The following is a 25,383-nucleotide window of genomic DNA, read 5'->3' on the forward strand; positions in this document are numbered from 1 at the left end:
CGGGTTCACGGGTTCACGGGGGGTGTGGCGGTCCGGTCGCCGGGGCCGCGCAGGGCCTTGGCGACCGCCTCACCGATGCGGGCGATCGGTTCGGGTTCGGTCATCTCGTAGTGGCCGCAGGGCACGTGGTGGTCGTGGAGGGTGCCGTCGACGTAGGGCCGCCAGCTGTCGGCCTTGCCGGGCAGCACCGCCAAGTCCGCCGGGAAGTCGGTGGGCTGCTCCTCGGCGGCGCTGAAGAACAGCACGTCTCCGCGGTAGACGCCGGGGGCGAACTGGGGTGCGATGCGCAGGTTGTTGCGCATGACGGCGGCGATGGCGGCGGCCTCGGCGCGGGTGACCGGCACGCTCGCCGGGTCGGCAAGGACGCGGGCGTCGATCCGCTCCAGGACGCTCTCCACGGCTGCCTCCGCGTCGACGGGGAGACCGGCCACCCGCGACAGCAGGGCCGCCACCTGGCGTTCGGCCGCGTCGGGGTCGTGGGCGGTGCCGTGCGGCTGGGGGGCGTCGAGCAGGGCGAGGAGTTCGACGCGCTCGCCGTCGCGCTGGAGGGCGCAGGCCATGGCGTGGGCGACGAATCCGCCGTAGGACCAGCCCAGCAGCCGGTACGGACCGTGCGGCTGCACCTGGCGCACCAGGTCGAGGTAGTGGGCGACCATGGCGGCGGCGTCCGGCGCGGGCGGCCGGGTGCCGTCGAGGCCGGCCGCCTGGATGCCGTGGACGGGCTGGTCGCCGCCGAGGTGGGGCAGCAGACCGGTGTAGCGCCAGGAGACGCCGGCGCCGGGGTGGACGCAGAACAGGGGCGTGGCGGTGCCCTCGGCGCGCAGCGGCAGCAGCGGTCCGAGCGCGGTGGGGGCGGTCCGCTGCGCCTCCCCGTCCTGCTCGTCGGCGGCGGCGAGGACTCCGGCCACGGTGGGCGCGGCCAGCAGGGCCGCCGCCGCGACGTCGAGGACACCGGCCTGGCGCAGCCGGCCCGCGAGCAGCACGGCGCGCATCGAGTCGCCACCGAGGTCGAAGAAGTTGTCGTGCAGGCCGATACCGCCGATGCCGAGGGTGTCCTCCCAGAGCCGGGTGACTTCCCGTTCGCGTGCGGTGCGGGGCGGTACGTGCTCCGTGGCCAGCCGGGGCCGCGGGGCGAGGCCGGAGGCGGTCTCTTCCGCGGCCGGAGTGTCGTCCGGGGCGGTGCGGGTGCCGGGGGCGTCGATCCAGTGGTGCCGGCGTTCGAAGGCGTAGGGGGGCAGCGGGGCCCGCCGGGGCGTCCCCGGCACCGCGGGCAGGGCGCTGTCCACGCCCACGCTCCACAGCCGTCCCAGCGCCTCGGCGAGGACGAAACCGTCGGACGCCTCGGCCTTGGCGTGCCGCATGGTGGTCACCGTCACCGGTGCCGCGTCGGCGAGCCGGCCGGTGGCGAGCCTGGTCAGGGTGTCGCCCGGCCCGATCTCCACGAGGACGGGGTGCAGGCGGTCCCACAGGGCGGCGATGCCGTCGGCGAACCGCACGGTGTCGCGGGTGTGGTCGAGCCAGTGGCGTACGGAGGTGGCCTGGGCGTCGGTGACCCAGGTGCCGGTGACGTTGGTGACATACGGGATGCGCGGCGGGCGCAGGGTGACCTGGCGCAGGTGGGTCTCGTAGGCGGGCAGGAGCGGGTCCAGGACGTGGGAGTGGGCGGCGGCGGGGATGCGCAGGCGGCGGAACGGGACGTCCCGGCGGGTCAGTTCGGCCTCGAAGCGTTCGACGGCGTCGAGGTGTCCGGCGACGGTGCAGGCGCCGGGTGCGTTGACGGCGGCCAGGGACAGGCCATCGTCGAGCAGCGGGCGGATCTCCTCGGCCGGGGCGGCGACGCCGACGGTGGCGCCGCCGGCCGTGCTGATGAGGCGGATGCGTTCGGTGACCAGGGGCAGCATGTCCGCCAGGTCGATGACCCCGGCCAGGCAGGCGGCCGTGTACTCGCCGAGCGAGTGGCCGATCAGCGCGTCGGGGCGGACGCCCGACTCGGTGAGGGTGCGGGCCAGGGCGTATTCGGTGACCACGAGCCCGAGGAACGCGGCGGTGTCGTCGGGCCGCCGCTCCTCGAAAAGGGCGGTGCGCACGTCGGCGCCGAGGACGGGCCGCAGGATGCGGGCGCACTCGTCGACGGTGTCGCGGTAGACGGTGTCGTCGCGGTACAACTCCGCGCCCATGCCCGGGTACTGGGTGCCGCCGCCCGGCAGCAGGAACGCCACGCGGGCCGGGTCGTCGGAGAGCGGCGGGGTGGCGGGGGCCGCGGAGCGCAGCGCGTCGAGGGCCTCGTCGCGGGAGGCCGCGGTGACGGTGAGGCGGTGGCGCAGCGCCGGCCGGTCGGTGCGCAGGGAGTGCGCCACGTCGTCCAGGCGCAGGTCCGGGCGGCGTTCGAGGTGCCGGGCGAGTGCCTGGGCCTGGCCGCGCAGGGCGCCCGCGGTGCGCGCGGACAGCGGCAGCACCAGGCGGCGGCCGTCCTCGGGCGGGCGGGGGGTGCCGGGGGCGGTGGGCGGGGCCTCCTCCAGGATCACGTGGGCGTTGGTGCCGCCGATGCCGAAGGCGCTGACGGCGGCTCGGCGGGGGTGGTCGCCCTCGGGCCAGTCCTCCAGTGCGGTGGGCACGCGGAACGGGCTCGCGTCGAAGTCGATGAGCGGGTTGGGGCGGTCGAAGTGCAGGCTCGGCGGGATCTGCCGGTGTTCCAGGGCCAGGACGGCCTTGATGAGTCCGGCGATGCCCGCGGCGGCGCCGAGGTGGCCGATGTTGGTCTTCACCGAGCCGAGGGCGCAGAAGCCGGTCCGCCGGGTGCTGTGCCGGAACGCCTCGGTGAGCGCGGACACCTCGATCGGGTCGCCGAGCTTGGTGGCGGTGCCGTGCGCCTCGATCAGGCCGATGGTGCCGGCGTCGACCTCCGCCTGGGCCTGCGCGGCGAGGATCACCTCGGTCTGTCCGGCGGCGCTGGGCGCGCTGAAGCCGACCTTGCGGCGGCCGTCGTTGTTGACGGCGCTGCCGCGGATGACGGCGCGGATGCGGTCGCCGTCGGCGAGGGCGTCCTCCAGCCGCTTGAGCACGACGGCCCCGACGCCGTCGCCGGAGGAGGTTCCGGCGGCGTCGGCGGCGAAGGCGCGGCAGTGGCCGTCAGGCGAGAACGGTCCGTCGGGCACGTGGCGGTAGCCGAGCGCGGCCGAGGGGTTGAGGGAGACGGCGGCGGCGAGCGCGGTGTCGCAACGGTGGTCCAGCAGGTCCTGGCAGGCGGTGTGCACGGCGACCAGCGCGGTGGAGCAGGCCGTCTGGAGGGACACGCTCGGTCCGGTGAGGCCGAGTTCGTAGGAGACGCGGGTGGCGAGCGTGCCGAGGGAGTTGGCGGTGGCCGCGTGGACCAGCTCCACCGAGCCGGGCTGCCCTGCGAAGCGCGGGTGCACGTGGGCCGGGTAGTAGCGGCTGTCGCCCGCGCCCGCGTAGACGCCGACCGCCTCGGCCGTACGGTCGCCGCCGAGGCAGCCCGCGTCCTCCAGGGCGTGGTAGGCCGTCTCCAGCAGCAGCCGCTGCTGCGGGTCGACGACGGCGGCCTCGGCGGGGCTGTAACCGAAGAATCCGGAGTCGAAGCGGTCGATGCCCTCGACGGCCGACACCATCCGGATCAGCGTGGGGTCGGCCAGGCCGCGCGGGTCGCCGCCGGCGGCGAGGTACTCCTCGTCGGTGACGGGCCGGATCGCCTCCCGCCCGGCCGCGAGGTTCTCCCAGAAGGCGTCGAGGTCGTCGGCGCCGGGGAAGCGGCCCGCCATGCCGATGACGGCGACGGCGGGGAACTCGGGGAACTCCTCGTCGTGGGGTGCGCTGGTGTCATGCACGGCCTGTGCCTCGTCCTCTCCCGGCTCGGTGGTGTGCAGCGTGGGCTTCGCCCGGTCGTCTCGGGGCTCGGTGGTGTGCGGCGTGGGCTTCGCCCGGTCGTCTCGGGGCTCGGCGGGGTGTGGGGTGGGCTTCGCCCGGTCGTCGTACGGCTGGGTGCGGCGCGGCTGGGGCTGCGTCCGGTCGTCGTACGGCTGGGTGGAGCACGGCAGGGGCTGCGTCCGGTCGTCGTACGGCTCGGTGGGGTGCCGCGTGCCGCTCGGCCTGTCAGGCACGGTCCCGGTCCTTGCCCTGCCGTGCGGTGCGGCGCGCGCGGGCGGCGCGTTGCCGCTGTGCCTGCTCCCTGGCGCGGTCCAGGCCGTCGGCCTCCTGCCGTGGCGGCTGTTCGGCGACCGCCGGTGCACCGGCCCCCGCGGCCGACAGGTGACGGGCCAGGTCCCGGACCGTGGGGTGGGCGAACAGGTCGACCACCGACAGGTCGGTGCCGAAGGCGCGGTTGACGGCGGTCTGGGCGGTGACGAGGAGCAGCGAGTTGCCGCCCAGGTCGAAGAAGTTCTCGTCCCGGCCCACCCGGTCGCGGCCCAGCACGCCGCACCACACCTCGGCGAGCCGGTTCTCCAGCCGCCGCAGTTCCTCCCCCGCCCCCGCCTCGTCCGGGCGTGCGGTGGTACCCGCCGAGCGCAGCGTCCACGTGTCGTCCGACAGCTCCGCCGCGCGGGCGCCGTCGGCCGCCGCGCGGTACAGGGCGCCCAGGTCGGTGCCGTCCTCCAGGCCGACGCGGGCGGCCAGGCGCCGCGTCTGGCGCACGGGGGCGACGACGTGGCTGCGGACCCAGGGGGCGGTGCGGTCGGCGCCGATGAGCAGGTGCGGTTCGTCCAGCGTGCGGGCCAGGTCGAACGAGCGCAGCGCGGCGGGCGCGTCGAGCAGCCGGTAGCCGCGGGCCTCGGTGAGGGCGGTGAGCCCGTAGCCCCGGCTCATGCCGCGTTCGCGCCACATGCTCCACGCCAGCGACTGCGCGGGCAGGCCGAGGCTCCGGCGGTACCGGGCGAGGGCGTCCAGGTAGGCGTTGGCGGCGGCGTAGGCGGCGTTCATGGCGCCGCCGAAGAAGCCGTTCACCGAGGAGAAGGTGACGAAGGAGGTGACCGGGTGGTCGGCGGTGAGCCGGTGCAGCGTCCACGCGCCGCTCGTCTTCGCCGCGAGGGCCCGGCGCCAGGTGGCGGCGTCCAGTTCGCCCACGGGGCGTTCGACGAGCGCCCCCGCCAGGTGCAGCACGGACGACAGGGGCGCGCCCCACGCCTCGGCGGCGGCCTCCACCGCAGCCCGTACCTGGTGTTCGTCGGTGACGTCGGCGCGGGCGTAGCGGACCTCGCCCAGCTCGCGCAGGCGGGCAAGGCCCTCGGCCTCGGATTCCGGTGTGCGGCCCGTGATCAGGAGCCGGGTGCCGGGGGTGCGCAGCAGATGGGCGGCGAGCTCGGCGCCGACGCCGCCCAGGCCGCCGGTGAGCAGCGCGAAACCGTCGTGGGCGGGCGGCTCGGCGCGGGACGGGGTGTCGGGCAGGGCGGCGAGGCGGCGTGCGTAGCGGTGTCCGTCGCGGTACGCCACCTCCGCGCCGTCCGCGGTGACGGTCGCCTCGGCCGTCAGCAGGGCCAGCGGGTCCGTGCTGTCGTCCGGCGGGAGGTCGAGGTGCGTGCCGCGCAGCCAGCCGAACTCCTCGGCCAGCGACTTGAGCAGCGCGCCCGCCATGGCGTGGGCCGGGGACGGGCGGTCGCCGGGGCGTACGGCCTGGGCGCCCGCCGTCACGTACACGAGGTCGACGGGGCGCTGCCGGCCGGGCCGGGCGGCGAGGGCGCGGGCGAAGGCGAGCAGTTCCTGCGCACCGGTCGTGTCCCACGGCGCCGTCCGCGGAGCACGGGGGCCGCGCAGCCCGTCGAGGTGGAGGACGGCGTCGACCGGCCGCCGGTCGTCGTCCAGCCGCCGCAGCAGCTCGGCGTAGTCGGCTTCCTCGGCGGGCCGCAGGCGGTGGTGCGCGGCGTCGAGCCGGGTGTACGACGTCCCTTCACCGACCACGGTGCACAGGCCTCCGCCGGACCGCAGTACGTCGGCGAGCCGTTCCGCGAGCCGCTGGACCCGGGGGTCGCCGCCGGTGAGGACGAGGGTGTGCCGGCCGGGCGGCGTCGTCCGGGCCCGGGGGCGTTCCGTGCGCTGCCACACCGGCCGCAGGAACCAGTCGGGGACGGTCGCGGCGGTGCCCAGCAGCAGCTGGGTCCGGCGGACCTCGTCGTCGAAGGCGCCCGCCTCGAAGCTCTTGCGGAGCCTGGTGCGCTGGATCTTGCCGATCTCGGTCTTGGGGATCGCGTCCCGCACGACCGGGATGAGGAAGGCCGGGCTGACGCCGATCTCCCGGGTCACCTTCCCGGCGATCTCACGCAGGGCACCGGGGGTGACCTCCTCGGTGACGTGGAAGAAGAGCGCGAGTTCGTCGGTGGGCGACGACGGATCGGAGCGCACCGCGACGGCGGCGGTGAAGCTGCGCTCCACGTAGGGCAGTTCCTCGACGCACGCCTCTATCTCGTGGCTGTAGTGGTTGACGCCGTTGACGATGATGACGTCCTTGGCGCGGCCGGTGATGTACAGCTCACCGTCGCGCAGGTACGCCAGGTCGCCGGTGTCGAACCAGCCGTCCTCGGTGAACGCCTCCGCGTTGGCGCCCGGGTTGTCGTGGTAGCCGCCGGTCACGGAGGTGCCGCGGACCTGGAACCGGCCCGCCTCGCCCTCCGTGAGGAGTGTGCCCTGCTCGTCGACGATCCGCATGGCGAACCCGGGGTAGGGCAGGCCGCAGCTCACGAACGTCCCCTCGCCGGGGACGGGTTCGGCGGGCAGGACGGCGTCGGTGACCACGGAGCAGGTCTCGGACATGCCCCAGCCGGGGTGCATCACGTCCTGCGGCAGGCCGAACGGTTTCAGCGTGTGCAGGAACCGGCGGGCGGCCGGGGCCACGATGACCTCGCCGGCGTTCATCACCAGCCGCATCGGCGACAGGTCCCAGGTGCGGCCGGTGAAGCGGTGGGAGTGCTCGGCAAGGAGTCCGAAGGCGAAGTTGGGCGCCCAGGTGACGGTGACCCGGTGCCGGTCGGCGAGGTCCATCCAGCGCGGCGGGTCCTGGAGGATGTAGGAGGTGGGGGCGTGGATCTGGCGGCAGCCCAGGTACACGTCGCGCAGGTGGAACATCACCACGCCGGTGACGTGGTCGAGGGGGATCCAGTTCAGGGAGACGTCGTCCGCGCCGAGGCCGTTCAGCTGCTCGGTGGCGGCGGAGCGGGTCAGGACGTTGCGGTGGGTGAGGCGCACCGCCTTGGGCAGGCCGGTGCTGCCGGACGTCATCAGCATCAGCATCAGGTCGTCCGGTGCGGCGGGGTGCCAGTCGTGGTCCTCGGGCGCCTCGCGCAGCGCGTCGGCCGTGGTGAGCCGCAGGCCGGGCCAGTCCTGGCGGGCGGCGACCGCGCGCAGCCCGGCCTCGCGGCCGGCGGAGCACACGATCCAGGGCCGGCCGAGCATCCGCCAGATGCCCTCCAGCTTGGCCAGGGCCGCCGACGGGGTGTCGTAGGTGGTGGGGACGGTCAGCGGGACGGCGACGAAGCCGCCGAGGACGCACCCCCACAGCACGGCGAGGAAGTCCTCCGTGGCGTCGCACTGGAGGATGACCTGGTCGCCGGGGCGCAGGCCCGCCCGGCGCAGACCGGCGAGCACGCGGGAGGCCTCGGGGATCAGGGAGGCGTAGGTGCGCCGGTGTTCGCTGCCGTCGGCGTGGACGTGGACGATGTCGCCCCGGTCCTGTGCGGCTGCGCGGCGCAGGGCCTCGGCCCAGCCCGGCACGGACGGCTCGGTGAGGGCGGGGCCCTCGCTGAGGGCCGGTACGGCGGAGGCGGCCTGGGTGCGGGCGGCGGGGGCTGGGTTTGTGGTGCGGTCGGGCAGGCCGGTGTGGCGGCGTTCCAGTTCCTCGGGGGTGTTCTCCACCGTCACGTCGGCCGTGGTGACGCCCGGGATCTGTGCCAGCCGCTCCCGCCAGGTGCCGGCGGCGGTGCGGTCGATGGCGGGCAGGGCGTGCAGCGCCGCGGTGTCGACGGTGCCGTCCTCGGCGCGGGGCAGCGCGTTGACCGCCGTGACCCGGACGGTGCCGTGGCCCGCGCGGTCCAGGAGTTCCTCGACGCGTACGGCGGCGTCCGCCCTCCCGGGGACCACGTACAGGCGCGTTGGGGTGCCGTCGGTGCCGGGCAGGGCGCGGGCGTCGCGGATGCCGGGCACGGACAGGGCCGCTTCCTCCAGTTCCGCTGGGTCGGCCGCGGCCGGGGCGGGGGTGCGCCCGGGGAGCGCGGGCAGCTCGCCGACGCGGGTGCCGGGCTCGGCGCTCACGGTGCCAAGGACGTCGTGCAGGGCGCGGGCGAACGCCTCGGCGGTGCCGGGGTCGTACAGGTCGGTGGCGTACTCGATGTGCAGGGTCAGGCCGTCGGGGGTGCCGTCGGGGGTGTGGCGTTCCAGGACGTCCACGAAGAGGTCGAACTTGGCGGTGCCGGTGGCGGTGGGCCGTAGCTCGGCGCGTGTCCCGTCGAGTTCGAGGACGGCGGGTTCGTTGTTCTGCAGGGCCAGCATCACCTGGAACAGGGGGTGGCGGCCGGGTGTGCGGGGCGGGTTGAGGTCGTCGACCAGCCGGTCGAAGGGCAGGTCCTGGTGGTCCAGGGCGGCCAGGTCGGCGGTGCGCAGCCGGGCGATCAGGTCCCGGAAGGCGGGGTCGCCGGAGGTGTCGGCGCGCAGCACCAGGGTGTTGGTGATGAGCCCGATCAGGGGGTCGAGGGCGGGTTCGGTGCGGCCCGCGACGGGGGTGCCGAGGACGATGTCCTCGCCGGCGCCGCAGCGGGTGAGCAGGGCGCTGACGGCGGCGTGCAGCACCATGAAGAGGCTGGCGCCCTCGCAGTCGGCGAGGCTCAGCAGGCTGCGGTGCAGGTCGGGGCCGACGGTCGTCTCGACGTGCGCGCCGCCGCCGCGCGGTGCGGTGGGGCGGGGCCGGTCGCCGGGCAGGGTGCACTCCTCGGGCAGGCCGTCCAGGGCGGTGCGCCAGTGGGCGGTGAGCCGCTCCAGCCGCCCGGGGCCGTCCGGTCCGGGGGCGAGCAGGGCGCGCTGCCACAGCGCGTAGTCGGCGTACTGCGCGGGCAGCGGTGTCCAGTCGGGTGCCCGCCCGGCGCGGCGGGCCGCGTAGGCGGTGCTCAGGTCCTCGGCGAAGGGACGCAGCGACCAGCCGTCGGCGGCGCTGTGGTGCAGGACGAACAGCAGGGTGGAGCCCAGCAGCCAGACGGCGAGGGGGCTTTCGGCGGTGAGGTCGAAGCGGTACCGCAGCGCGGCGGTGACGTGGGCGGCCGTCTCCGCGGCGGGGCAGTCGACGTGCCGCAGGACGGGGCGCAGTTCCCCCGGCGGCAGGATGCGCTGGTGGGGGACGCCATCGTTGTCGGCGATCACCGTCCGCAGGATCTCGTGCCGGTCGCAGAGGTCGCCGAGGGCCGCCCGGAGCGCGTCGGTGTTGACAGCGGCGGCGAGCGGGACGAGGAGCGGGATGTTGTAGGTGGCCGCTCCGTCGTCGAGCCGGTTCAGGAACCACATCCGTTCCTGGGCGTACGACAGCGGCACCCGCGCCGGGCGTTCGGCGGTGCCGAGGGCCGGACGGGGCAGGGCGCCGTCCGCCGGTACGTCGAGCCGCCGGGCGAGGGCGTCGGGGGTCGGTGTCCCGAAGAGGGCGGTGATGGGGATCTCGACGCCGGTCTCGTGCCGCAGGCGGGCCAGCAGACGGGTGGCGAGCAGGGAGTCGCCGCCGAGGTCGAAGAAGTTCACGTCGGTGCCCACGGTGTCCCGGGGCAGCTTCAGCACCTCCTCGAACAGGCGGCACACCAGGGCCTGCCGCGGTGTGCCGGGCCGGGCGCCGGTCGCGGCGGCGGTGAAGTCGGGGGCGGGCAGGGCCTCGACGTCGAGCTTGCCGTTGGCGGTCAGCGGCAGCGTGTCCACCGGGACGCAGGCGGCCGGGACCATGTGCTCGGGCAGGTGCGCGGCGGCGTGGGCGCGCAGCTCGGCGGGGCCGGCCGGTGCGTCGCCGGAGGGGACGGTGTAGGCGACGAGGTGCAGGGCGCCGTTGTCGGCGCGGCGGGGGACGACGGCGGCGCGGGTGACGCCGGGGTGGGCGGCGAGGACGGCCTCGATCTCGCCGGGTTCGACGCGGAAGCCGCGGAGCTGGATCTGCGCGTCGGCGCGGCCGAGGTAGTCGAGGGTGCCGTCGGGGCGGCGCCGGGCCAGGTCGCCCGAGCGGTACATGCGGGTGCCGGGCGGGCCGTAGGGGTCGTCGAGGAAGCGGCCGGCGGTCAGGTCGGGCCGGTTCAGGTATCCGGCGGCGACGCCGGGGCCGGAGACGTACATCTCGCCGGTCGCGCCGGGCGGCACCGGGCGTCCCTGGGCGTCGAGGAGGTGGACGCGCAGGTCGGCGAGGGGGGTGCCGATCACGCTGCAGCGGCGCGGGTCGTCGAGGTCGGCGCGGGTGAGGCGGTGGTGGGTGACGTGCACGGTGGTCTCGGTGATGCCGTACATGTTCACCAGCGCGGGGCGGTCCAGGCCGTGCCGGTCGGCCCAGGGGCGCAGCCGCGCCGGGCGCAGGGCCTCGCCGCCGAAGACGACGTACCGCAACGCCCCGGTGCCGCCGCCGCGTTCGAGGTCGGCGTCGATGAGCTGCTCGAACGCGGAGGGCGTCTGGTTGAGGACGGTCACGCCCTCGCGGTGCAGCAGCTCCAGGAACTCCCGGGGGGAGCGGCTGACGGCGTACGGGACGACGACGACCCGGCCGCCGTGCAGCAGGGCGCCCCAGATCTCCCAGACGGAGAAGTCGAAGGCGTAGGAGTGGAACAGCGTCCACACGTCGTCGGCGCGGAAGTCGAAGTGCTCGGCCGCGGCGGCGAGGAGGCGGACGACGTTGGAGTGTGGGACGGGCACGCCCTTGGGGCGGCCGGTGGAGCCGGAGGTGTGGATGATGTACGCGGTGTCGGACGGGCTCACCGGCCCGTGCCGGTCGGCGTCGGTGAGGTCGGCGGCGGAGCGGCGGGCCAGGTCCGCGGCGACCTGCTCGTCGTCCAGGCGGACGACAGGGAGCGCGTCCCCGGCGAGGTGGGCGTGGGCGCCCTCGGTGACGAGGACGACGGGGGCGGCGTCCTCGACGACCAGCCGCAGCCGTCCGGCCGGGTGGCCTGGGTCGAGGGGCAGGTAGGCGGCGCCGGTCTTGAGGACGGCCAGCAGGGCGGGCAGCAGCCGCGTCCCGCGTTCCAGGGCGAGGGCCACCACCCGGCCCGGCCCGGCGCCGTGGTCGGTCAGCAGCCGGGCCAGACGGTTGGCCTCGGCGTTGAGCGCGGCGTACGTGAGCCGTTCGCCCCCGCAGGTGACGGCGGTCCGCTCGGGCCCGGCCGCCACCCGCTCCTCGAACAGCTCGGTGAGGGTCCGCTCGGCCGGATACGTGTGGACGGGCGTGTCGCGGGGGTGCTCGCCCGGCAGCAGGACGTCCAGGTCGCCCAGCGGGGTCGTCGGGTCGGCCTCGGCCAGGCGGCGCAGCACCGTGAGGAACCGGTCCCGGTGCAGGGCGAGTTCGGCCTCCTCGTACAGGGCAGGGTTGGCGTCGAAGGCCAGCCACAGTCCCCCGGAGGCGGTGCCGGGCCGCACCGAGATCTGCAGGTCGTCGACGGCTCCGCCGGACAGGTGGTGCCAGGTGGTGGGGTGCCCGCCGAACACCGGGGACTCGTCGAACGGGACGATGTTGAGCACCGGCCCGTACAGCCGCCGCCCGGTGCCCAGCAGGCCCAGGTCGCGGCGGAGGAACTCGGCCCGGTACCGCTGGTGGCGGCGCAGCGCCTTCAGTTCGTCCGCGACGGTCGCCGCCAGCTCCGCGAGGGGCGTGTCCGGGGCGGCGGCCACGCGCAGCGGGAGGACGTCGGAGGCGGTGCCGGGGGTGCGCAGGGCGGCGCTGCCGAGGCGGCTCATGGTGGCGAGGCCGAGCACCAGGTCGCGGGCGCCGGTCATCCGGTGCAGATAGGCGGCGGTGGTGGTGGCCAGCAGGTCGGTGCGCCGGACGCCGAGACGGGCCGCGGCGGCGTCGAGAGCGCCGGTCTCGGCGGGCGTCAGCTCGGCCGTGCGGCGCAGGAAGGGCGTGGTGGGGGCGGCCGTGCGGGAGGTGAGCCGGGCGGGCTCGGGCAGGCCGGACAGGCGCCGCGCCCAGTGCTCGCGGTCGCGGGCGTACGCGTCGGAGGCGCGGTAAGCCGTCTCCTCCTCCTGGAGGCGGCTCACCGGCGCGAATCCGGCGGGGTCCGGCTCACGTCCCTCGGCCAGCGCGTTGTACGTGTCGGCCAGGCGCCGTCCGAGGAGCTTGTAGCTGTAGCCGTCGAGCAGGAGGTGATGGGCCCTCAGCAGCCAGAGGTGGCGGTCGGGGGCGAGGGTCAGCAGGGTGTGCGCGAACAGCGGGCCCTTCTCCAGGTCCACGGGCGTCGCGAGGTCGGCGCGGACGTGCGCCCACGCGGCGGCCTCAGGGTCCCCGGCGCCGCTGACGTCCGCCCGGTGCAGGGGCCAGTCGCCGGCGTCCGCGGCGGGGCGGCAGCGGGGCCCGTCGTCGGTGTCGGCGAACTTCAGGGCGAAGGTGTCGGCCTCACCGACGACGCGCCGCAGCGCCGTCTCGAACAGGCCGGTGTCGAGGGGGCCGTGGATCTCCACCGCCTCCGCCGTGTTGTACGCGGCGCTGTCCGGTGCGAGCCGTCCGGCGTACCAGAGGCCCTCCTGGGCCCCGGACAGCGGTCGACGTTCGTCCTCCTGGAGTGACATAGCACAACCCTCACGTGGCAAGCCGTAATGTCCCGGACGGCGAAGGCCCGGCCGGATCGGACGGGTGCGGCCACCGCTCCGTGCCGCCCGCGCGTGTCGGTACGCGCCGGGCGGGCCCACGGGTGGAAGGGCAGGTGGCACGCCGGGGGCGGGGGCGATCACGTCACCCGGCCCCGGTCTTCCGGCACAGCACGGTGGGCCACCGCAACGGGCCGGGTCAAGCGGAACCCGGCTCTCCGGACGCACTTCAGGGGTTTCCCTGAAGAATGCGATGCCGGGGAGTGCGCGGCGCCACTCCCTCTTCCCGGCCGCCAACTTCTAGGGAAATCACGCGACTTCCCCGCACGCCGGGCTCCGCACTGGATTCGGCCACGCTCCGCCGTGCACTCTCAAAAGGCCCCCGCCCCCCGCGGACAGCCGCGGCGGCACACCGATTCCCGGGCCGTGGGACCCCCGCGACGAACGACGGAAAGAAGGCTGACGGCATGCACCGTGCGCTGTGTCCGGTCGAGACGCTCTACGTGGGCCAGAGAAGCAGGGCCGTGCTCTCCTGCGCCTTGCGCGGCCCCGTGGACGCCGCCGCGCTGTCGGCCGCCTACGACGCCATGACCGAGGCCCACCCGGGGCTGCGGTCACGCATCGAACAGGACGGCACGGGCCACGTCCTGCGCCTCCTGGACGAGGACGAACGGCCCCGTCTCACCACCCGGTCCGGCGACGGGGAGGAGGCCTACGCGACGGAGCTGAACAGGCCCCTGCCGGTCGGGGGCCCGCTGAGCCGGGCCGTCCTGGTCAGCGCACCGGACGGTGAGAGCCACCTGTTCGTCCTGGTGATCGACCACACCATCACCGACGGCCACAGCAGCATCGCCCTGCACAACGCCCTGTGGGACCGCTACCGGGCGCTGGTCGAGGGGGAACCCGCCGCCGAACCCGCCGCCTCCGGGCCGCGCTGGCCCGAGCCCGTCAGCCGGCTGCTGCCCCCGGCCGACGAGTCCGACACGGCGAAGTACCTCGACGGCCGCCTGGAGGACGTACGGCGGCACCCCGTCGAACTGGTGCCGTACGACGCCGCCACCGGCGACGGGACCGGCCCGCAGGGGCGCATCGAGGTGCACCGGCTGACCCTGGACGCGGACCTCACCGCGCGGCTGCGCCGGACGGCACGCGACGCGGGCGTCTCCGTGCACGCGCTGATCGCCGCGGCCCTGCTGGCCGCGGCCCGGCGGCGCCTGGACGGCGACGGCCCCCGCACCCTCGGCTGCCTCTCCCCCGTCGACCTGCGCTCCCGGCTGACCCCGCCGGTGCCCGCCGCCGCCCTGGTCCCCGCGGTCACCACCCACCTCCAGACCCTGGACGTGGCCGGGGACTCCGAACCGCTGGAACTGGCCCGTACCGTGCACGGCCGCCTGGCCGACTTCCTCGCCCGCGGCGACCAGTTCCACGAGATGCGCATCACCCCGGAGATCCCTCGCACCCCCACGCTGCAACTGGCCACGGTGATCGCCACCAACATGGGCGTCGTCCCCGGCCCGCGGCTGCCGGACGGGCTGCGCGCGGTCGACGTGCGCCTGGTGCCTGCGCGCGAGCAGTACTTCCCGCAGGCGGGACGCAGCCCCGTCATGGCGTGCGTCGTCTCCTTCGAGGGCCGCCTCTCCATCGAACTCCCGCACTTCACGGCCTGCTTCAGCCCGGCCTTCATGCGGGCGTTCCGCGACGACGTACGCGGCGGCCTCCTCCGCTTCGCGACGGCGGCGGAGCCCGGGCCCGCCGACGCCGTCACGGCCTGAACACCTCCCCCCGCTCACGCTCCCCCGCCCGCCCGGCTGCCGTAAGGAGTCTCAGCCCGACATGTCCACCGTCAGCGAACTCCCCTCCCCCCTGACGCTGCTCCCCCGAGCCCAGGCGGGCGACGAGCACGCGATGAACCACCTGCTGACCGGCATCACCCCCTACGTCGCCCGGATCTGCCGGTCCATCACCCACGACGACGGCGCCGACGCCACACAGGAGGCGCTGCTCGCCATCTACCGCGGCCTGCGCTCCCTGCGCGAACCGGCGGCGTTCTACGGCTGGGTGCGCTCGGTGACGGTCCGTGAGGCCGTCCGCACCGCCAAGCGATACGGCGAGGAGCACAGCTGCTCCGAGCTGGAGTCGCGGCAGGAGGAGAACCCCCTGGACGCGGTGCACATCACCGATGTGCTGGAGCGGCTGTCCCAGGCGCACCGGCAGGTCCTCACCCTGCGGGCCTATGGGCTCAACGAGGAGGAGATGGCCGAGGTGCTCGCCCTGCCCGTGGGCACGGTCCGCTCCCGTCTCTTCCGCGCCCGCCGCCGCTTCCAGGAGGCGTGGCAGCCCTCGGCGGCGTGAGACGCACGCCGGCGGCCGTGGCGGTGTTGGTGTCACCGCCACGGCCGCCGTCCGGGCTCCGGGTGGGCCCGGTTCGTGCTACCGGACGCGTTCCGGAAGGACGCGCGGGGGCCACTGCCCGGCGGCGAACATCCCGAGCGCGTGCGCACGCGCCACCAGCGCGGGGCGGTTGGGCGCGTCGAACCTCCGCAGCATCTGCCCGACGCGGTACTCGATTCCCTGACGGCTCAGATAAAGACGGGAGGCCAACTGCACGGTGGACTGGCCACTCGCGACCCCTTCCAGAACCTGCGCGTCGAGGGCACTGAGCACCGGCCCGCCGGACACCTCGTCCGCGGTGCGGCGCAGAAAGACCACCACGCCGACCAAGGCGCCCGAGGGATTCCGGACGGCGACCCCGGTGATTTCCGCGTGGAATTTCTCACCGGTTCCGTCCCGGCCCGTCACGCTTTCCGTGAAGCGCCGACAACGCCCCGCGGAAAGGGCGGTGAACTGTTCTCGGAGCCGGGCGGGAACGGGTGAACGGAGAAGATCGAGAAGACCGTGTCCGCATATCTCGTCGGCACTCAGGCCGAATTGCCGGGCGAATTCGGGTTCCGCGGCCGTGATGACCAGGTCCCCCGGTGAGGCGTGGGCGATGCAGGCGCCCGCCGACGCGGCACCACGAGGCGCGCCGTTCCCGGCGGGTTCGCGGTGGGCGGGAGGAGCCGGGGTGGCGGCATTCTTCTTACGGGGCGAGGCGTCGGGGAAACTCGTGGTCGCCACGGACGTACCGTCCTTCTTCCTGCGCGTGGGGGGCTCGTGAGGGAGGGAAGGGTGAACGAACACGGAACGGACCGATGCGCTGTGCCTGGGTGTCGGCGAGCGCCCGGTGACGGCGGGTGTCACCTCGTCGGTGGCGGGGCCGGTGTCCGCGTCGTCCCGGGCGGGCCGGCGGCGGGCGCCGGGCTCCCGGGAGGGATCAGGCTGGGCAGAGGGTGCGGCGCCGAGGCGGCCGGCAGGGGAACGGGGACAACACAGCGGATAACGTTGTCATGATCACTCGATCTCGGTGGTCGAACGCGGGCCCGGACGGAAGCTGGGCAGCACGAAAACCTCCACGGGACGAAGAGGGGAATCGCAACAGGGGGAACGACGCATTCGAGATTAAGGGGCGGCCACTCCTGTGGCAAGGGTTGACCCAGTGACCTCGGCAACCCGTCAACTCCTTTACGATCGGGCCTTTTTCGGGCACCGGAAACCCCCGATACAAACATTCCCACGGAGCCGAACACCGCCTCTGAAACGGGCAGTTGACCTGCGCTTAATGGAATGTCGGCTCTTGCCGCACTCATAAAGCCCTGCAACTCCGCGCGCCCGAACGGGCAGGCCCGCACAGGGGCGGGGCCGGAGAGGCCCCGCCGATCACGCCACGGAACCACAGGGCGAGGCAGCAGGGACACGCCTCGTCGGGCCGGACTGCGACGAGCGGTCCTGAACACGCGGAGTCCCTCAGCAAGGGCGGACGTGCGTGGACAGCGGCTCGCGCGTCCCGGCTGCCCATGGGTCTATCAGCGATCCGGCTCCGGTCGCGTCCTCCCGTGCCTCTCGGGGACGAACGCCCGCGCAGGTCAGGGCCGTTGATCCCCGCGGTCACGGCCGAAGCGGAGCCGAACAGTCCTATGCGTGCTGCGAGAGGCTTGCCGGGTGCGTCCACGATGCGGGGCGTTGCGAACGCCGGTCGCCCGCCCGGTACTTGGCGGTGCCGGGGTAGCGTTGCTCGTATGGATCTCCACACCGTTGTTGAGCGCGCTCAACGCCTCAAGCAGCTGCACGCCGAGTACCAGCCGCTCGTGTTGCCGACCGTCTGGGACGTCTGGTCCGCGCGCACGGCAGTGGCCGCCGGGTTCCCCGCGCTGACGATCGGCAGCCATCCCCTCGCGGACTCCCGCGGGGCCGACGACCACGAGGGGCAGACCTTCGAGGAGGTCATAGCCGCCGTCAAGCCGATCGTCGCGGCGGTCGACGTCCCCGTGTCCGTAGACCTGGAGGCCGGGTACGGGCAGGAGCCCGCTGACATCGTCGCCGGGCTCATCGGGGCCGGCGCCGCGGGCCTCAACATCGAGGACACCGTCCACTCCGACGGCGGCCGCGTGCGCAGCACCCAGGAGCACGCCGCATTCGTGGGCGGCCTGCGCGCGGCGGCCGACGACGCGGGGGTCCCGCTCTGGGTGAACGGGCGCACCGACCTCTTCCTGCACGCGCAGGACGCCGCCGGCGTCCTCGACGAGGCGATCGACCGGCTGCGGGCACTGGAACAGGCCGGTGCCGACAGTGTCTACCCGGTGGCCATCCAGGACGACGACGAGCTGCTCGCTGCCGTGACCAGCGCCGTCGGCGTTCCCGTGAACTCCACCGCCCATCCCGTCAAGCATGACCTCGAGCGTTTCCGCCGTCTTGGCGTCGGCCGGGTCACCTACGGCCCACTGCTGCAGTTCGCCCTGACGGACGCGATGACGGACATGCTCAAGCCCTGGGCGCCCTGAGAAGTCGGCCGAGCAGCCCGGCGAATCCGCCGGTGTCCGTCACCCCACGGTGGAGGTGACGCACGCACCGCGGGCGCGCCGCGCTGTTCTCCCGTCCGGCTTCGGGACCGTTCCCGCGTCACACGCGGAGCGCGTACACCTTGCTTCGCGTTCGACGTCGGGAACGTGGTCGGCTCACCGTCGTAGGACGACCGCCGCATTGATCCCGCCGAAGGCGACGCTGTGGCACAGCGCGACGCGTACCGGTCCCAGGGCGGCGGACCGTCCCACGAGAGGGAGTTCCTCCGCCAAGGGCTGTTCGGTGTTGGGGTTGCCGTGGCGGAAGTCTTCCCGCATCTGGATCAGCGTCGCCACCAGCTCCAGCAGCCCGACCGAGGTCAGGCAGTGTCCCAGCAGCGGCTTGGTGGAGTTGACCAGCGCGTGCCGGCCGGGGCCGAAGAGTCCAGCAGGGCGTGCGCCTCGGCCGCGTCCCCGGCGACGGAACCGGTGGTGTGGGCGTTGACGTAGTCGACCTCCTCCGGACCGACCCCCGCGTGCGCGAGCGCCGCCCGGAGGGCGGCCGCCTGAAGGTAGGACCGCATAACCTCGAAGAAGAGATCACCGAGTGGCCGTCGATACACCACTTCCGCGGACGTGACCGAGAGCCTCACCGCGTTCGCCCATGCCATAACTGAGCGGCCGGTCATCGACTGCCTCAAGAGCTGGGCTGCGACCTCCCAGGACCCAGGCATCCAGAAAGTCGGCCTGGTCTGTTCACCACACCTGAGTGAGGCCATGCCTGTGACACGGGGGCCATTCGGCTGAGGGTGGAGCGGCGTACGGGATTCCCGAGGGCCCGACCGGGACTGACCGCCCTACGGTCGGGCGGCGCCCCGCCAGTTCCCCTTCGCGGTGCGTGCCTCCAGCGCCCGCAGCACTGCGGCCATGTCCTCGCCGCCGTACCCCGATGCCACGGTCTCCTCGAACAGCGCGTGGCACACGTCGAGCAGCGGTGAGGCGAGCCCGGTCCCGCGGGCGGCCTCGGCGATCAGCCGGTTGTTCTTCAGCACGTCGTGGGCGGCCGCCTGCACCGCGAAGTCGCGGTCGAGCAACTTGGACGCATTCATCCGGGAGACGGCGCTGGCCATCGGACCGGCGTCCAGGACGTCCAGGAACAGCTGCCGGTCGAGGCCCTGCCGCTCGGCGAAGTGGAACGCCTCGGTCAGGCCGGTGACCTGCGTGATCAGAAACAGGTTCACCGCCAGCTTCATGAGCAGGGCGTTCGGCGCGGGGCCACAGACGAACGTCGTCCGGCACACGGGTGCCAGCAGCGGCCGTACGACCGTAACGGCGTCCTCGGCTCCGGCCAGCATCCCCACCAGCTGCCCGCGCTCCGCGGGGACGCGGGAGCCGGAGACGGGCGCCTCCACGTACCGCCCGCCCGCCGAGCGGACGTCGGATTCCAGGTCCCGCGAGTACGCGGGTGAGGTCGTGCCCATGTGGACGACGACGTGGCCGGCGACGCGTTCGGCGAAGTGCGGGGTGCCGCGGCCCAGGACGCTGTCCAGGGCGAGGTCGTCGGCCAGCATGAGGAGAACGACGTCCGTCCGCGCGAACACCTCGGCGGGTCCCTCCACCACCACAGCGCCGGCCTCGCGCAGCGGTTCGGAGCGTGCGCGCGTGCGATTCCACACCACCAAGGGGGTTCCGGAGCGGGCCAGTCGCAGCGCCATGGGCTGTCCCATGACGCCGAGCCCGATGAAGCCGATGTGCCGCACGGCGTACCGCCTGTCCGAGGTGGGGCGCTTGCTATGACAGCGGTCATAGTAGCGTCGGTTATGACACCGGTCATAGAGTGGGCGGTGCAGGGCTGCTGCGGGACGGCGGGAAGAGGTCGAGGATGGCGGAGTCCGCCCACGGGCCGCGCGAGCGGATGGTCTTCAGCGCGGCCCAGCTCATCCGCCGCCACGGGGTCACCGCGACCGGCATGCGGGACGTCGCCGCGCACGCCGGGGCACCCCGGGGCTCCCTCCAGCACTACTTCCCCGGCGGCAAGGAACAGCTCGTCAACGAGGCCGTCGACTGGGCGGGCCGGTACGCCGGCAAGCGCGTCGCCCGCTTCCTGGCGGGGCTGCCGGAGCCCACGCCCGCCGGGCTGTTCGCGGCGATGGTGCGGCAGTGGACCGACGAGTACGGCACGGCGGACTTCGCGGCGGGCTGCCCGGTCGCCGCGGCGACCGTCGACTGCGCCGAGTCGATCGCCTCCACCCGAGAGGCCGCCGCCACCGCCTTCGCCACGTGGACCGGCCCGGTCGCCCGGGCCCTCGCCGACATGGGCGTCCCACAAGAGCGCGCGGAACCCCTCGCCACGCTGATGATCAGCACCCTGGAGGGAGCGATCCTCATCGCCCGAGCCGAACAGGACGTCCGAGCCCTGACGACCGTGACACGGGAGCTGGGGCCGCTGCTGGACGCGGCAGTGAAGGCGGAGGCCGAGGAAGGAGACGGTCCGCAGGCCCGGGCTCCCGGTCCCGAGACTCGATGAGGACGACATGAGGACCGGATTGTCAGTGGTGCGCAGTACGGACCTGGCATGGCGTCCGTCATCGACCTGACGACTGCACAGACGGTGTTGGCGTATACGGCAAGCTTTGCCGCCCTGCCCGTTCTGACCGACATCGCTGCCGGCCGCGAATCAGGCGACGTTGTCAGGCCCTTGGACTGGCCGGCCACATGGTCGTCGAAGAGCAACACCTGCACGAGCGCGATTACGTCCAGACACGCTATCCGCCGCGATCAACGAGCTCCACTGTTCGGCAATGGCGACGCCCTCCCCTGAGTCAGACGCTGTGGGCGAATTCGGGGGCGCGCGTGACGTCGGCCTTCAAGACCCGGTTGGGGTCTTGAAGGCCGACTTTGTCGTACGGGGTGGGTGCGGGCGTCGATGCAGCCGACCAGGCCGGGCGAGATCCCTTTTACGGCCGCCGGGGATGTCCTCAATGGCACACTTCCACCTTTCCTGCCATGTCTGCTTCTGATGGAAACTGGCGACTTCCGTACCGGCGCCGTGAGTTGACGCACCCCAGGGAAAGCGCTTACTTTCCGAAGAAAGCGCTTGCACCCTCTCGGTCGGGCTCTTCCGGCCGCACAGCGCCCAGAGCCGCACACGTTCCGCGCCCCGCGGCCCCGCAGTTCCGGAGCCGCACCGCCCCGCCGCCAGTCAGCGCAGAGCCGCAAGCAAGCCGCAGTAGCTAGCCGCACCCTGCAGAGCCGCAAGCCTCACCCGTACCGCCCCGCCTAGGGCACCGGCCGGTCCGGCCTGCCTGGCCTGCCTGGCCTGCCCACGCAACGCCACAAGGACCGGAGAAGCAGGAAAACCGGAGAAAGGGACACCCGTCATGCGTCTGCTCACCCCACGACCCGCCGGACCGTCGCGATTACCGGTCCGTCCGCCGTCGCCCGTCCGGCGCCGTACGGCACGGGCCGCGCTCACTGCCCTCGCCGCCCTCGCCGCCGTCCTGATGGGCCCCGCGCCCACCGCTGCCGCGGCCCCGGAGAGCACCGCCGCCATCGCCACCGCCGACGGCTTCGCCTCCGTCAACGCGCTCGGGCAGAACGGCACCACCGGCGGCGCGGGCGGTCCCGTCGTCACCGCCACCACCACGGCCCAGTTCCTGGACTACATCTCCCGCCCCGGCCCGTTGACCGTGCAGGTCAGCGGCACGATCACGCTGCCGACCGGTTCCACCGACGGCATGCATCCGGTGGCCTCCGACAAGACGATCGTCGGGCTCGGCGGCAGCGCCCGCATCACTGGCGGCGGACTGCACATCGGCCTCCCGGTGAGCGACTCCGTCACTTCACCGCCCGCGAACGCCGTGCACAACATCATCATCCGCAACCTGCGGTTCGACGGCGCCAGCGACGACCTGATCAACATCCAGATGTTCTCCCACCACATCTGGATCGACCACAACGACTTCTCCAACGGCGACGACGGCGCCGTCGACATCAAGCGCGGCTCCGACTACGTCACCGTCTCCTGGAACCGCTTCCACGACCACGACAAGACGCTGCTGCTCGGCCACGACGACGACAACGCCGCCCAGGACCGGGGCCGGCTGCGCGTCACGTACCACCACAACTACTTCGACGCCTCCGACCAGCGCAATCCGCGCATCCGCTTCGGCGATCCGGTGCACGTCTACAACAACTACTACCGCGACAACAGCTACGGCGTGGCCTCCACCATGGACGCCGGGGTGGTGCTGGAGGGCAACTACTTCTTCAGCGTCAACAACCCCGCGCGGGTGGACTTCAGCGGTGACCTCGGCCGTCTCGTCGCGCGCGACAACATCCTCGTCGACTGCAACCACGCGATCGAGACCCGGGGTTCGGTGACCGAGCCGCGCACGTACTACGCGTACACCCTCCACCGGGCCGCCGAGGTGCCGACCGTCGTCCCGGCCGGCGCCGGCACAGGAAAGATCTGAGGGGGCCGGCCATGACCTCCCGTCCCCGGCCCACCCGTCGCGCCGTGCTCGCGTCGGCGGGCGCCTCCGCCGCCCTGCTGGCGGCCGGCTCCCCCGCGCGGGCCTCCGCCCGCCCCGGCGAGTACGCCCCGTCCGCCACGCAGCGCGCCGACGGCTTCGCCTCCATCGCCGCGCACGGCCTGTCCGGCACCACCGGCGGCGCGGGCGGCCCGGTGGTCACCGTCACCGACGCCGAGACGTTTCTCGACTACTGCGACCGCGAGGGGCCGTACGTCATCCAGGTCTCCGGCACCATGGAGATCACCAGCAAGCAGGGACTGCGCTCGAACAAGACGGTCGTCGGACTCGGCGACGACGCGGAGATCACCGGCGGCGGACTCGACATGTACCGCCGCCACAACGTGATCATCCGCAACCTGCGCTTCACGCACGCCGACGACGACTCGCTGAGCATCCAGCAGTCCTCGCACCACATCTGGATCGACCACTGCGACTTCAGCTCCGGCGCCGACGGCCTCATCGACATCGTGCGCGGCGCGGACTGCGTCACCGTCTCCTGGAACCGCTTCCACGACCACAGCAAGACCATGCTGCTCGGCCACTCGGACGCCAACGGCTCCCAGGACCGGGGCCGGCTGCGGGTCAGCATCCACCACAACCTGTTCGACGGCACGGCCCAGCGCCACCCGCGCGTCCGCTTCGGTGAGCCCGTGCACGTCTACAACAACCACTTCCGGAACAACACCCTCTACGGGGTGGCGTCCACCGAGGACGCGGGCGTGCTCGTGGAAGGCAACCACTTCGAGAACGTGCCCCACCCGATCTACTCGGGCTACGACGAGAGCGGCCCCGGCCGGGTGGTCGAGCGCTCCAACGTCTACGTGAACTGCGGCGCCCCCGAGCGATTCGGCACCGTCACCGAGCCGCGCACCTTCTACGCGTACACCCTCGACGCCCCCGCCACCGTCCCCGCCCTGGTCGCCGCCGGTGCCGGCGTCGGCCGGATCTGAAGGAGACCTCCATGCCGGACACACCCCCGCTGTCCCGTCGCGGCCTGCTCGCGACCACCGCCGCCTCCGCCGCCCTGCTGGCCTCGGGCACGGCCGCCACCAGGGCGTTCGCCGCCCCCGCTGCCGCGCCCACCCCGCAGCGGCTCGCCGCCCTGGCCGCGCAGAGCGCCGACGGCTTCGCGAGCGTTCCCGCGCTCGGCCTCACGACCACCACGGGCGGCGTCGCCGGGCCCACCGTCACCGTCACCACCGGCGCCCAGCTCGCCGACTACGTCAACCGCAACTCCCCTTACGTCCTCCTCGTCTCCGGCCGCATCGAGATCGACGGCATGCTCACCGTCGTCGCCAACAAGTCGATCCTGGGCGTCGGTTCCACGGCGGAGATCACCGGCGGCGGGCTCCAGCTCGGCTCCACCACCCGCCCCGGCAACAACGTCATCATCCGCAACATCCGCTTCACCCACGCCTCGGACGACTCCGTCAGCGTCACCAACCGCGCCCACCACGTGTGGATCGACCACTGCGACTTCTCGCAGGGCTACGACGGGCTCCTCGACGTCAAGCGCGAGTCGGACTACATCACGATCTCCTGGAACCACTTCCACGACCACAGCAAGACCTGCCTGCTCGGCCACAGCGACAGCTACACCGCCGACCGGGGCAAGCTGCGCGTCACCTACCACCACAACTTCTTCGACGGCACCGACCAGCGCCACCCCCGTGTCCGCTTCGCCGAGCCCGTACACGTCTACAACAACCACTACCGCAACAACCGGCTCTACGGAGTGGCCTCCACCGAGAACGCGGGCGTGCTGGTGGAGGGCAACTACTTCGAGAACGTGCCCCACCCCATCTACTCGGGCTACGACGACAGCGGCCCCGGCCGGGTCGTCGAGCGGAACAACGTGTACGTCAACTCCGGCGCGCCCGAGACCCTCGGCACCGTCGTCGAGCCGCGCACCTACTACGCGTACACCCTCGACGCCGCGTCGAGCGTCCCCGGCATCGTCGCCGCCGGCGTCGGCACCGGCCGGATCTGAGCCCTCCCACCCGAAGGAGTCGCAGATGCACCGCAAAGGCACCCTGTTCCTCGCGGCGCTGGCCACCTTGGCCGCCACCGCGGCGGCCCCGGCCGCCACCGAGGCCCCCGCGGCCGCCCTCGCCGAGTCGGCCCCCACCGGCTTCGCGAGCGTCAACGCCTGGGGCCAGAACGGCACCACCGGCGGCGCGGGCGGGCCCACCGTGACCGTCTCCACCGCCGATGCCCTGATCGCCGCCATCAAGACGACCGGGCCCAGGATCGTCCGCGTCAACGGCATGATCACCCTGCCCGACGGGATGTACGACGTCACCTCCGACAAGACGATCGTCGGCGTCGGCGCGAACTCCGGGATCACCGGCGGCGGCCTCAACATCGGCCTCCCCGTGAGCACCGTCACCTCGCCGCCCGCGAACGCCGTGCACAACGTGATCGTGCGCAACCTGACGTTCCGCGACGCCAGCGACGACTCGATCAACATCCAGATGTTCTCCCACCACGTCTGGATCGACCACAACGACCTGTCCGCCGGATACGACGGACTGCTCGACATCAAGCGCGGCTCCAGTTACATCACGGTCTCCTGGAACCACACCCACCACCACGCCAAGAACATGCTGCTGGGCCACTCCGACAGCAACGGCGCCCAGGACACCGGCCGGCTGAAGGTGACGTACCACCACAACTGGTACGACCGCACCCCGCAGCGCAACCCGCGCACCCGCTTCGGCGACCCGGTGCACATCTACAACAACTACTTCTTCGACAACAGCGACACCGGCCCGGCCTGCAACGCGGACTCCGGCTGCTTCATCGAGGGCAACTACTTCGAGGACGTCGAGGAGCCCATGACCAACAGCTACTCGGGCCCCGACGGCGCGATCGTCGAGCGCAACAACGTCTTCGTCGGCGACACCGGCGAACCCGTGACCGGCGGAAGCGTCGAGGACCCGGCCGACTACTACAACTACACGGTCGACAACCCGCAGTCGGTCAAGGACGCCGTCATGCGCGGCGCGGGCCCTGGCACCATCGGGCTGTAACCCGGACCCCACGCCTACGGCCCAGCCTCCCCGGCCGTCACGCCCCGTCCGACTCCCCACCGACGCTATTGGCGAATTCGAGGACGTGCGTGACGTCGGCCTTCAAGACCCGGTTGTGGTCTTGAAGGCCGACTGTGATGGAGCACTGTGACTGAGCCTGTGGCCTCTTCGGCCGCTACGGCGCGCAGCTTCCCGGGA

The 25,383-nt window shown here is 73.3% G+C and carries 15 protein-coding genes; 9 read left to right on the plus strand and 6 right to left on the minus strand.

The annotated features are described in order from the left end of the window. Nucleotides 1–5: 5 nt before the first annotated feature. The gene (locus ACFYW5_RS34640) at nt 6–4,115 is read right to left on the minus strand and encodes an alpha/beta fold hydrolase (RefSeq protein ID WP_389421116.1); all 4,110 of its coding nucleotides are present in this window, start codon (nt 4,113–4,115) and stop codon (nt 6–8) included. Next, a complete protein-coding gene (locus tag ACFYW5_RS34645) occupies nt 4,108–12,726 on the minus strand; it encodes an amino acid adenylation domain-containing protein (RefSeq protein ID WP_389421117.1) in 8,619 nt (2,872 codons plus the stop codon). Before ACFYW5_RS34645 ends, ACFYW5_RS34640 begins: the two co-directional genes overlap by 8 nt. A 485-nt stretch (nt 12,727–13,211) precedes the next feature. Here ACFYW5_RS34645 and ACFYW5_RS34650 point away from each other — a divergent pair, with 485 nt between their 5' ends. Together ACFYW5_RS34650 and ACFYW5_RS34655 are read left to right on the plus strand one after the other, a co-directional pair. Next, entirely contained in the window at nt 13,212–14,516 is a 1,305-nt protein-coding gene (locus ACFYW5_RS34650; protein WP_389421118.1) for a condensation domain-containing protein, read from the plus strand. A 61-nt stretch (nt 14,517–14,577) separates the two neighbouring features. Then, nucleotides 14,578–15,096, plus strand: a complete 519-nt coding sequence (locus ACFYW5_RS34655; protein ID WP_389421119.1) for an RNA polymerase sigma factor — start codon at nt 14,578–14,580, stop codon at nt 15,094–15,096. 78 nt (nt 15,097–15,174) lie between these two features. Here the strand turns inward: ACFYW5_RS34655 and ACFYW5_RS34660 are convergent, their stop codons facing one another. After that, complete coding sequence (locus tag ACFYW5_RS34660; protein WP_389421120.1) at nt 15,175–15,861, minus strand: PAS domain-containing protein; 687 nt, start codon at nt 15,859–15,861, stop codon at nt 15,175–15,177. Between the two features lie 998 nt (nt 15,862–16,859). Between ACFYW5_RS34660 and ACFYW5_RS34665 the strand changes: the two genes are divergently transcribed. Beyond that, nucleotides 16,860–17,621, plus strand: coding sequence for an isocitrate lyase/phosphoenolpyruvate mutase family protein (locus tag ACFYW5_RS34665; RefSeq protein ID WP_389421121.1), 762 nt, complete (start codon nt 16,860–16,862; stop codon nt 17,619–17,621). A gap of 174 nt (nt 17,622–17,795) precedes the next feature. Here ACFYW5_RS34665 and ACFYW5_RS34670 read toward each other — a convergent pair whose 3' ends face one another. The 3 genes from ACFYW5_RS34670 to ACFYW5_RS34680 form a co-directional block, all read right to left on the minus strand. Further along, the gene (locus tag ACFYW5_RS34670; RefSeq protein WP_389421122.1) at nt 17,796–17,975 is read right to left on the minus strand and encodes a hypothetical protein; all 180 of its coding nucleotides are present in this window, start codon (nt 17,973–17,975) and stop codon (nt 17,796–17,798) included. Nucleotides 17,976–17,998: 23 nt separating this feature from the next. Beyond that, nucleotides 17,999–18,202, minus strand: coding sequence for a hypothetical protein (locus tag ACFYW5_RS34675; protein ID WP_389421123.1), 204 nt, complete (start codon nt 18,200–18,202; stop codon nt 17,999–18,001). Nucleotides 18,203–18,475: 273 nt separating this feature from the next. Beyond that, entirely contained in the window at nt 18,476–19,468 is a 993-nt protein-coding gene (locus ACFYW5_RS34680; RefSeq protein ID WP_389421131.1) for an NAD(P)-dependent oxidoreductase, read from the minus strand. A gap of 32 nt (nt 19,469–19,500) precedes the next feature. Here ACFYW5_RS34680 and ACFYW5_RS34685 point away from each other — a divergent pair, with 32 nt between their 5' ends. The 6 genes from ACFYW5_RS34685 to ACFYW5_RS34710 all read left to right on the plus strand — a co-directional run bounded on the left by ACFYW5_RS34685 (nt 19,501) and on the right by ACFYW5_RS34710 (nt 25,185). Then, nucleotides 19,501–20,145, plus strand: coding sequence for a TetR/AcrR family transcriptional regulator (locus ACFYW5_RS34685; RefSeq protein ID WP_389421124.1), 645 nt, complete (start codon nt 19,501–19,503; stop codon nt 20,143–20,145). A gap of 48 nt (nt 20,146–20,193) precedes the next feature. Further along, a complete protein-coding gene (locus tag ACFYW5_RS34690) occupies nt 20,194–20,439 on the plus strand; it encodes a hypothetical protein (RefSeq protein WP_389421125.1) in 246 nt (81 codons plus the stop codon). A 559-nt stretch (nt 20,440–20,998) separates the two neighbouring features. Beyond that, a complete protein-coding gene (locus ACFYW5_RS34695; RefSeq protein WP_389421126.1) occupies nt 20,999–22,093 on the plus strand; it encodes a polysaccharide lyase family 1 protein in 1,095 nt (364 codons plus the stop codon). An 11-nt stretch (nt 22,094–22,104) separates the two neighbouring features. Beyond that, nucleotides 22,105–23,103: a polysaccharide lyase family 1 protein gene (locus ACFYW5_RS34700; protein ID WP_389421127.1), complete on the plus strand. Its 999-nt coding sequence runs from the start codon at nt 22,105–22,107 to the stop codon at nt 23,101–23,103. An 11-nt stretch (nt 23,104–23,114) separates the two neighbouring features. Next, nucleotides 23,115–24,143, plus strand: coding sequence for a polysaccharide lyase family 1 protein (locus ACFYW5_RS34705; protein ID WP_389421128.1), 1,029 nt, complete (start codon nt 23,115–23,117; stop codon nt 24,141–24,143). A gap of 25 nt (nt 24,144–24,168) precedes the next feature. After that, the gene (locus ACFYW5_RS34710; RefSeq protein WP_389421129.1) at nt 24,169–25,185 is read left to right on the plus strand and encodes a polysaccharide lyase family 1 protein; all 1,017 of its coding nucleotides are present in this window, start codon (nt 24,169–24,171) and stop codon (nt 25,183–25,185) included. The last annotated feature ends 198 nt before the right edge of the window (nt 25,186–25,383 follow it).

Origin of the sequence: Streptomyces sp. NPDC002779 (assembly GCF_042888685.1) — a bacterium.
In the GTDB taxonomy this organism is placed as follows: domain Bacteria; phylum Actinomycetota; class Actinomycetes; order Streptomycetales; family Streptomycetaceae; genus Streptomyces.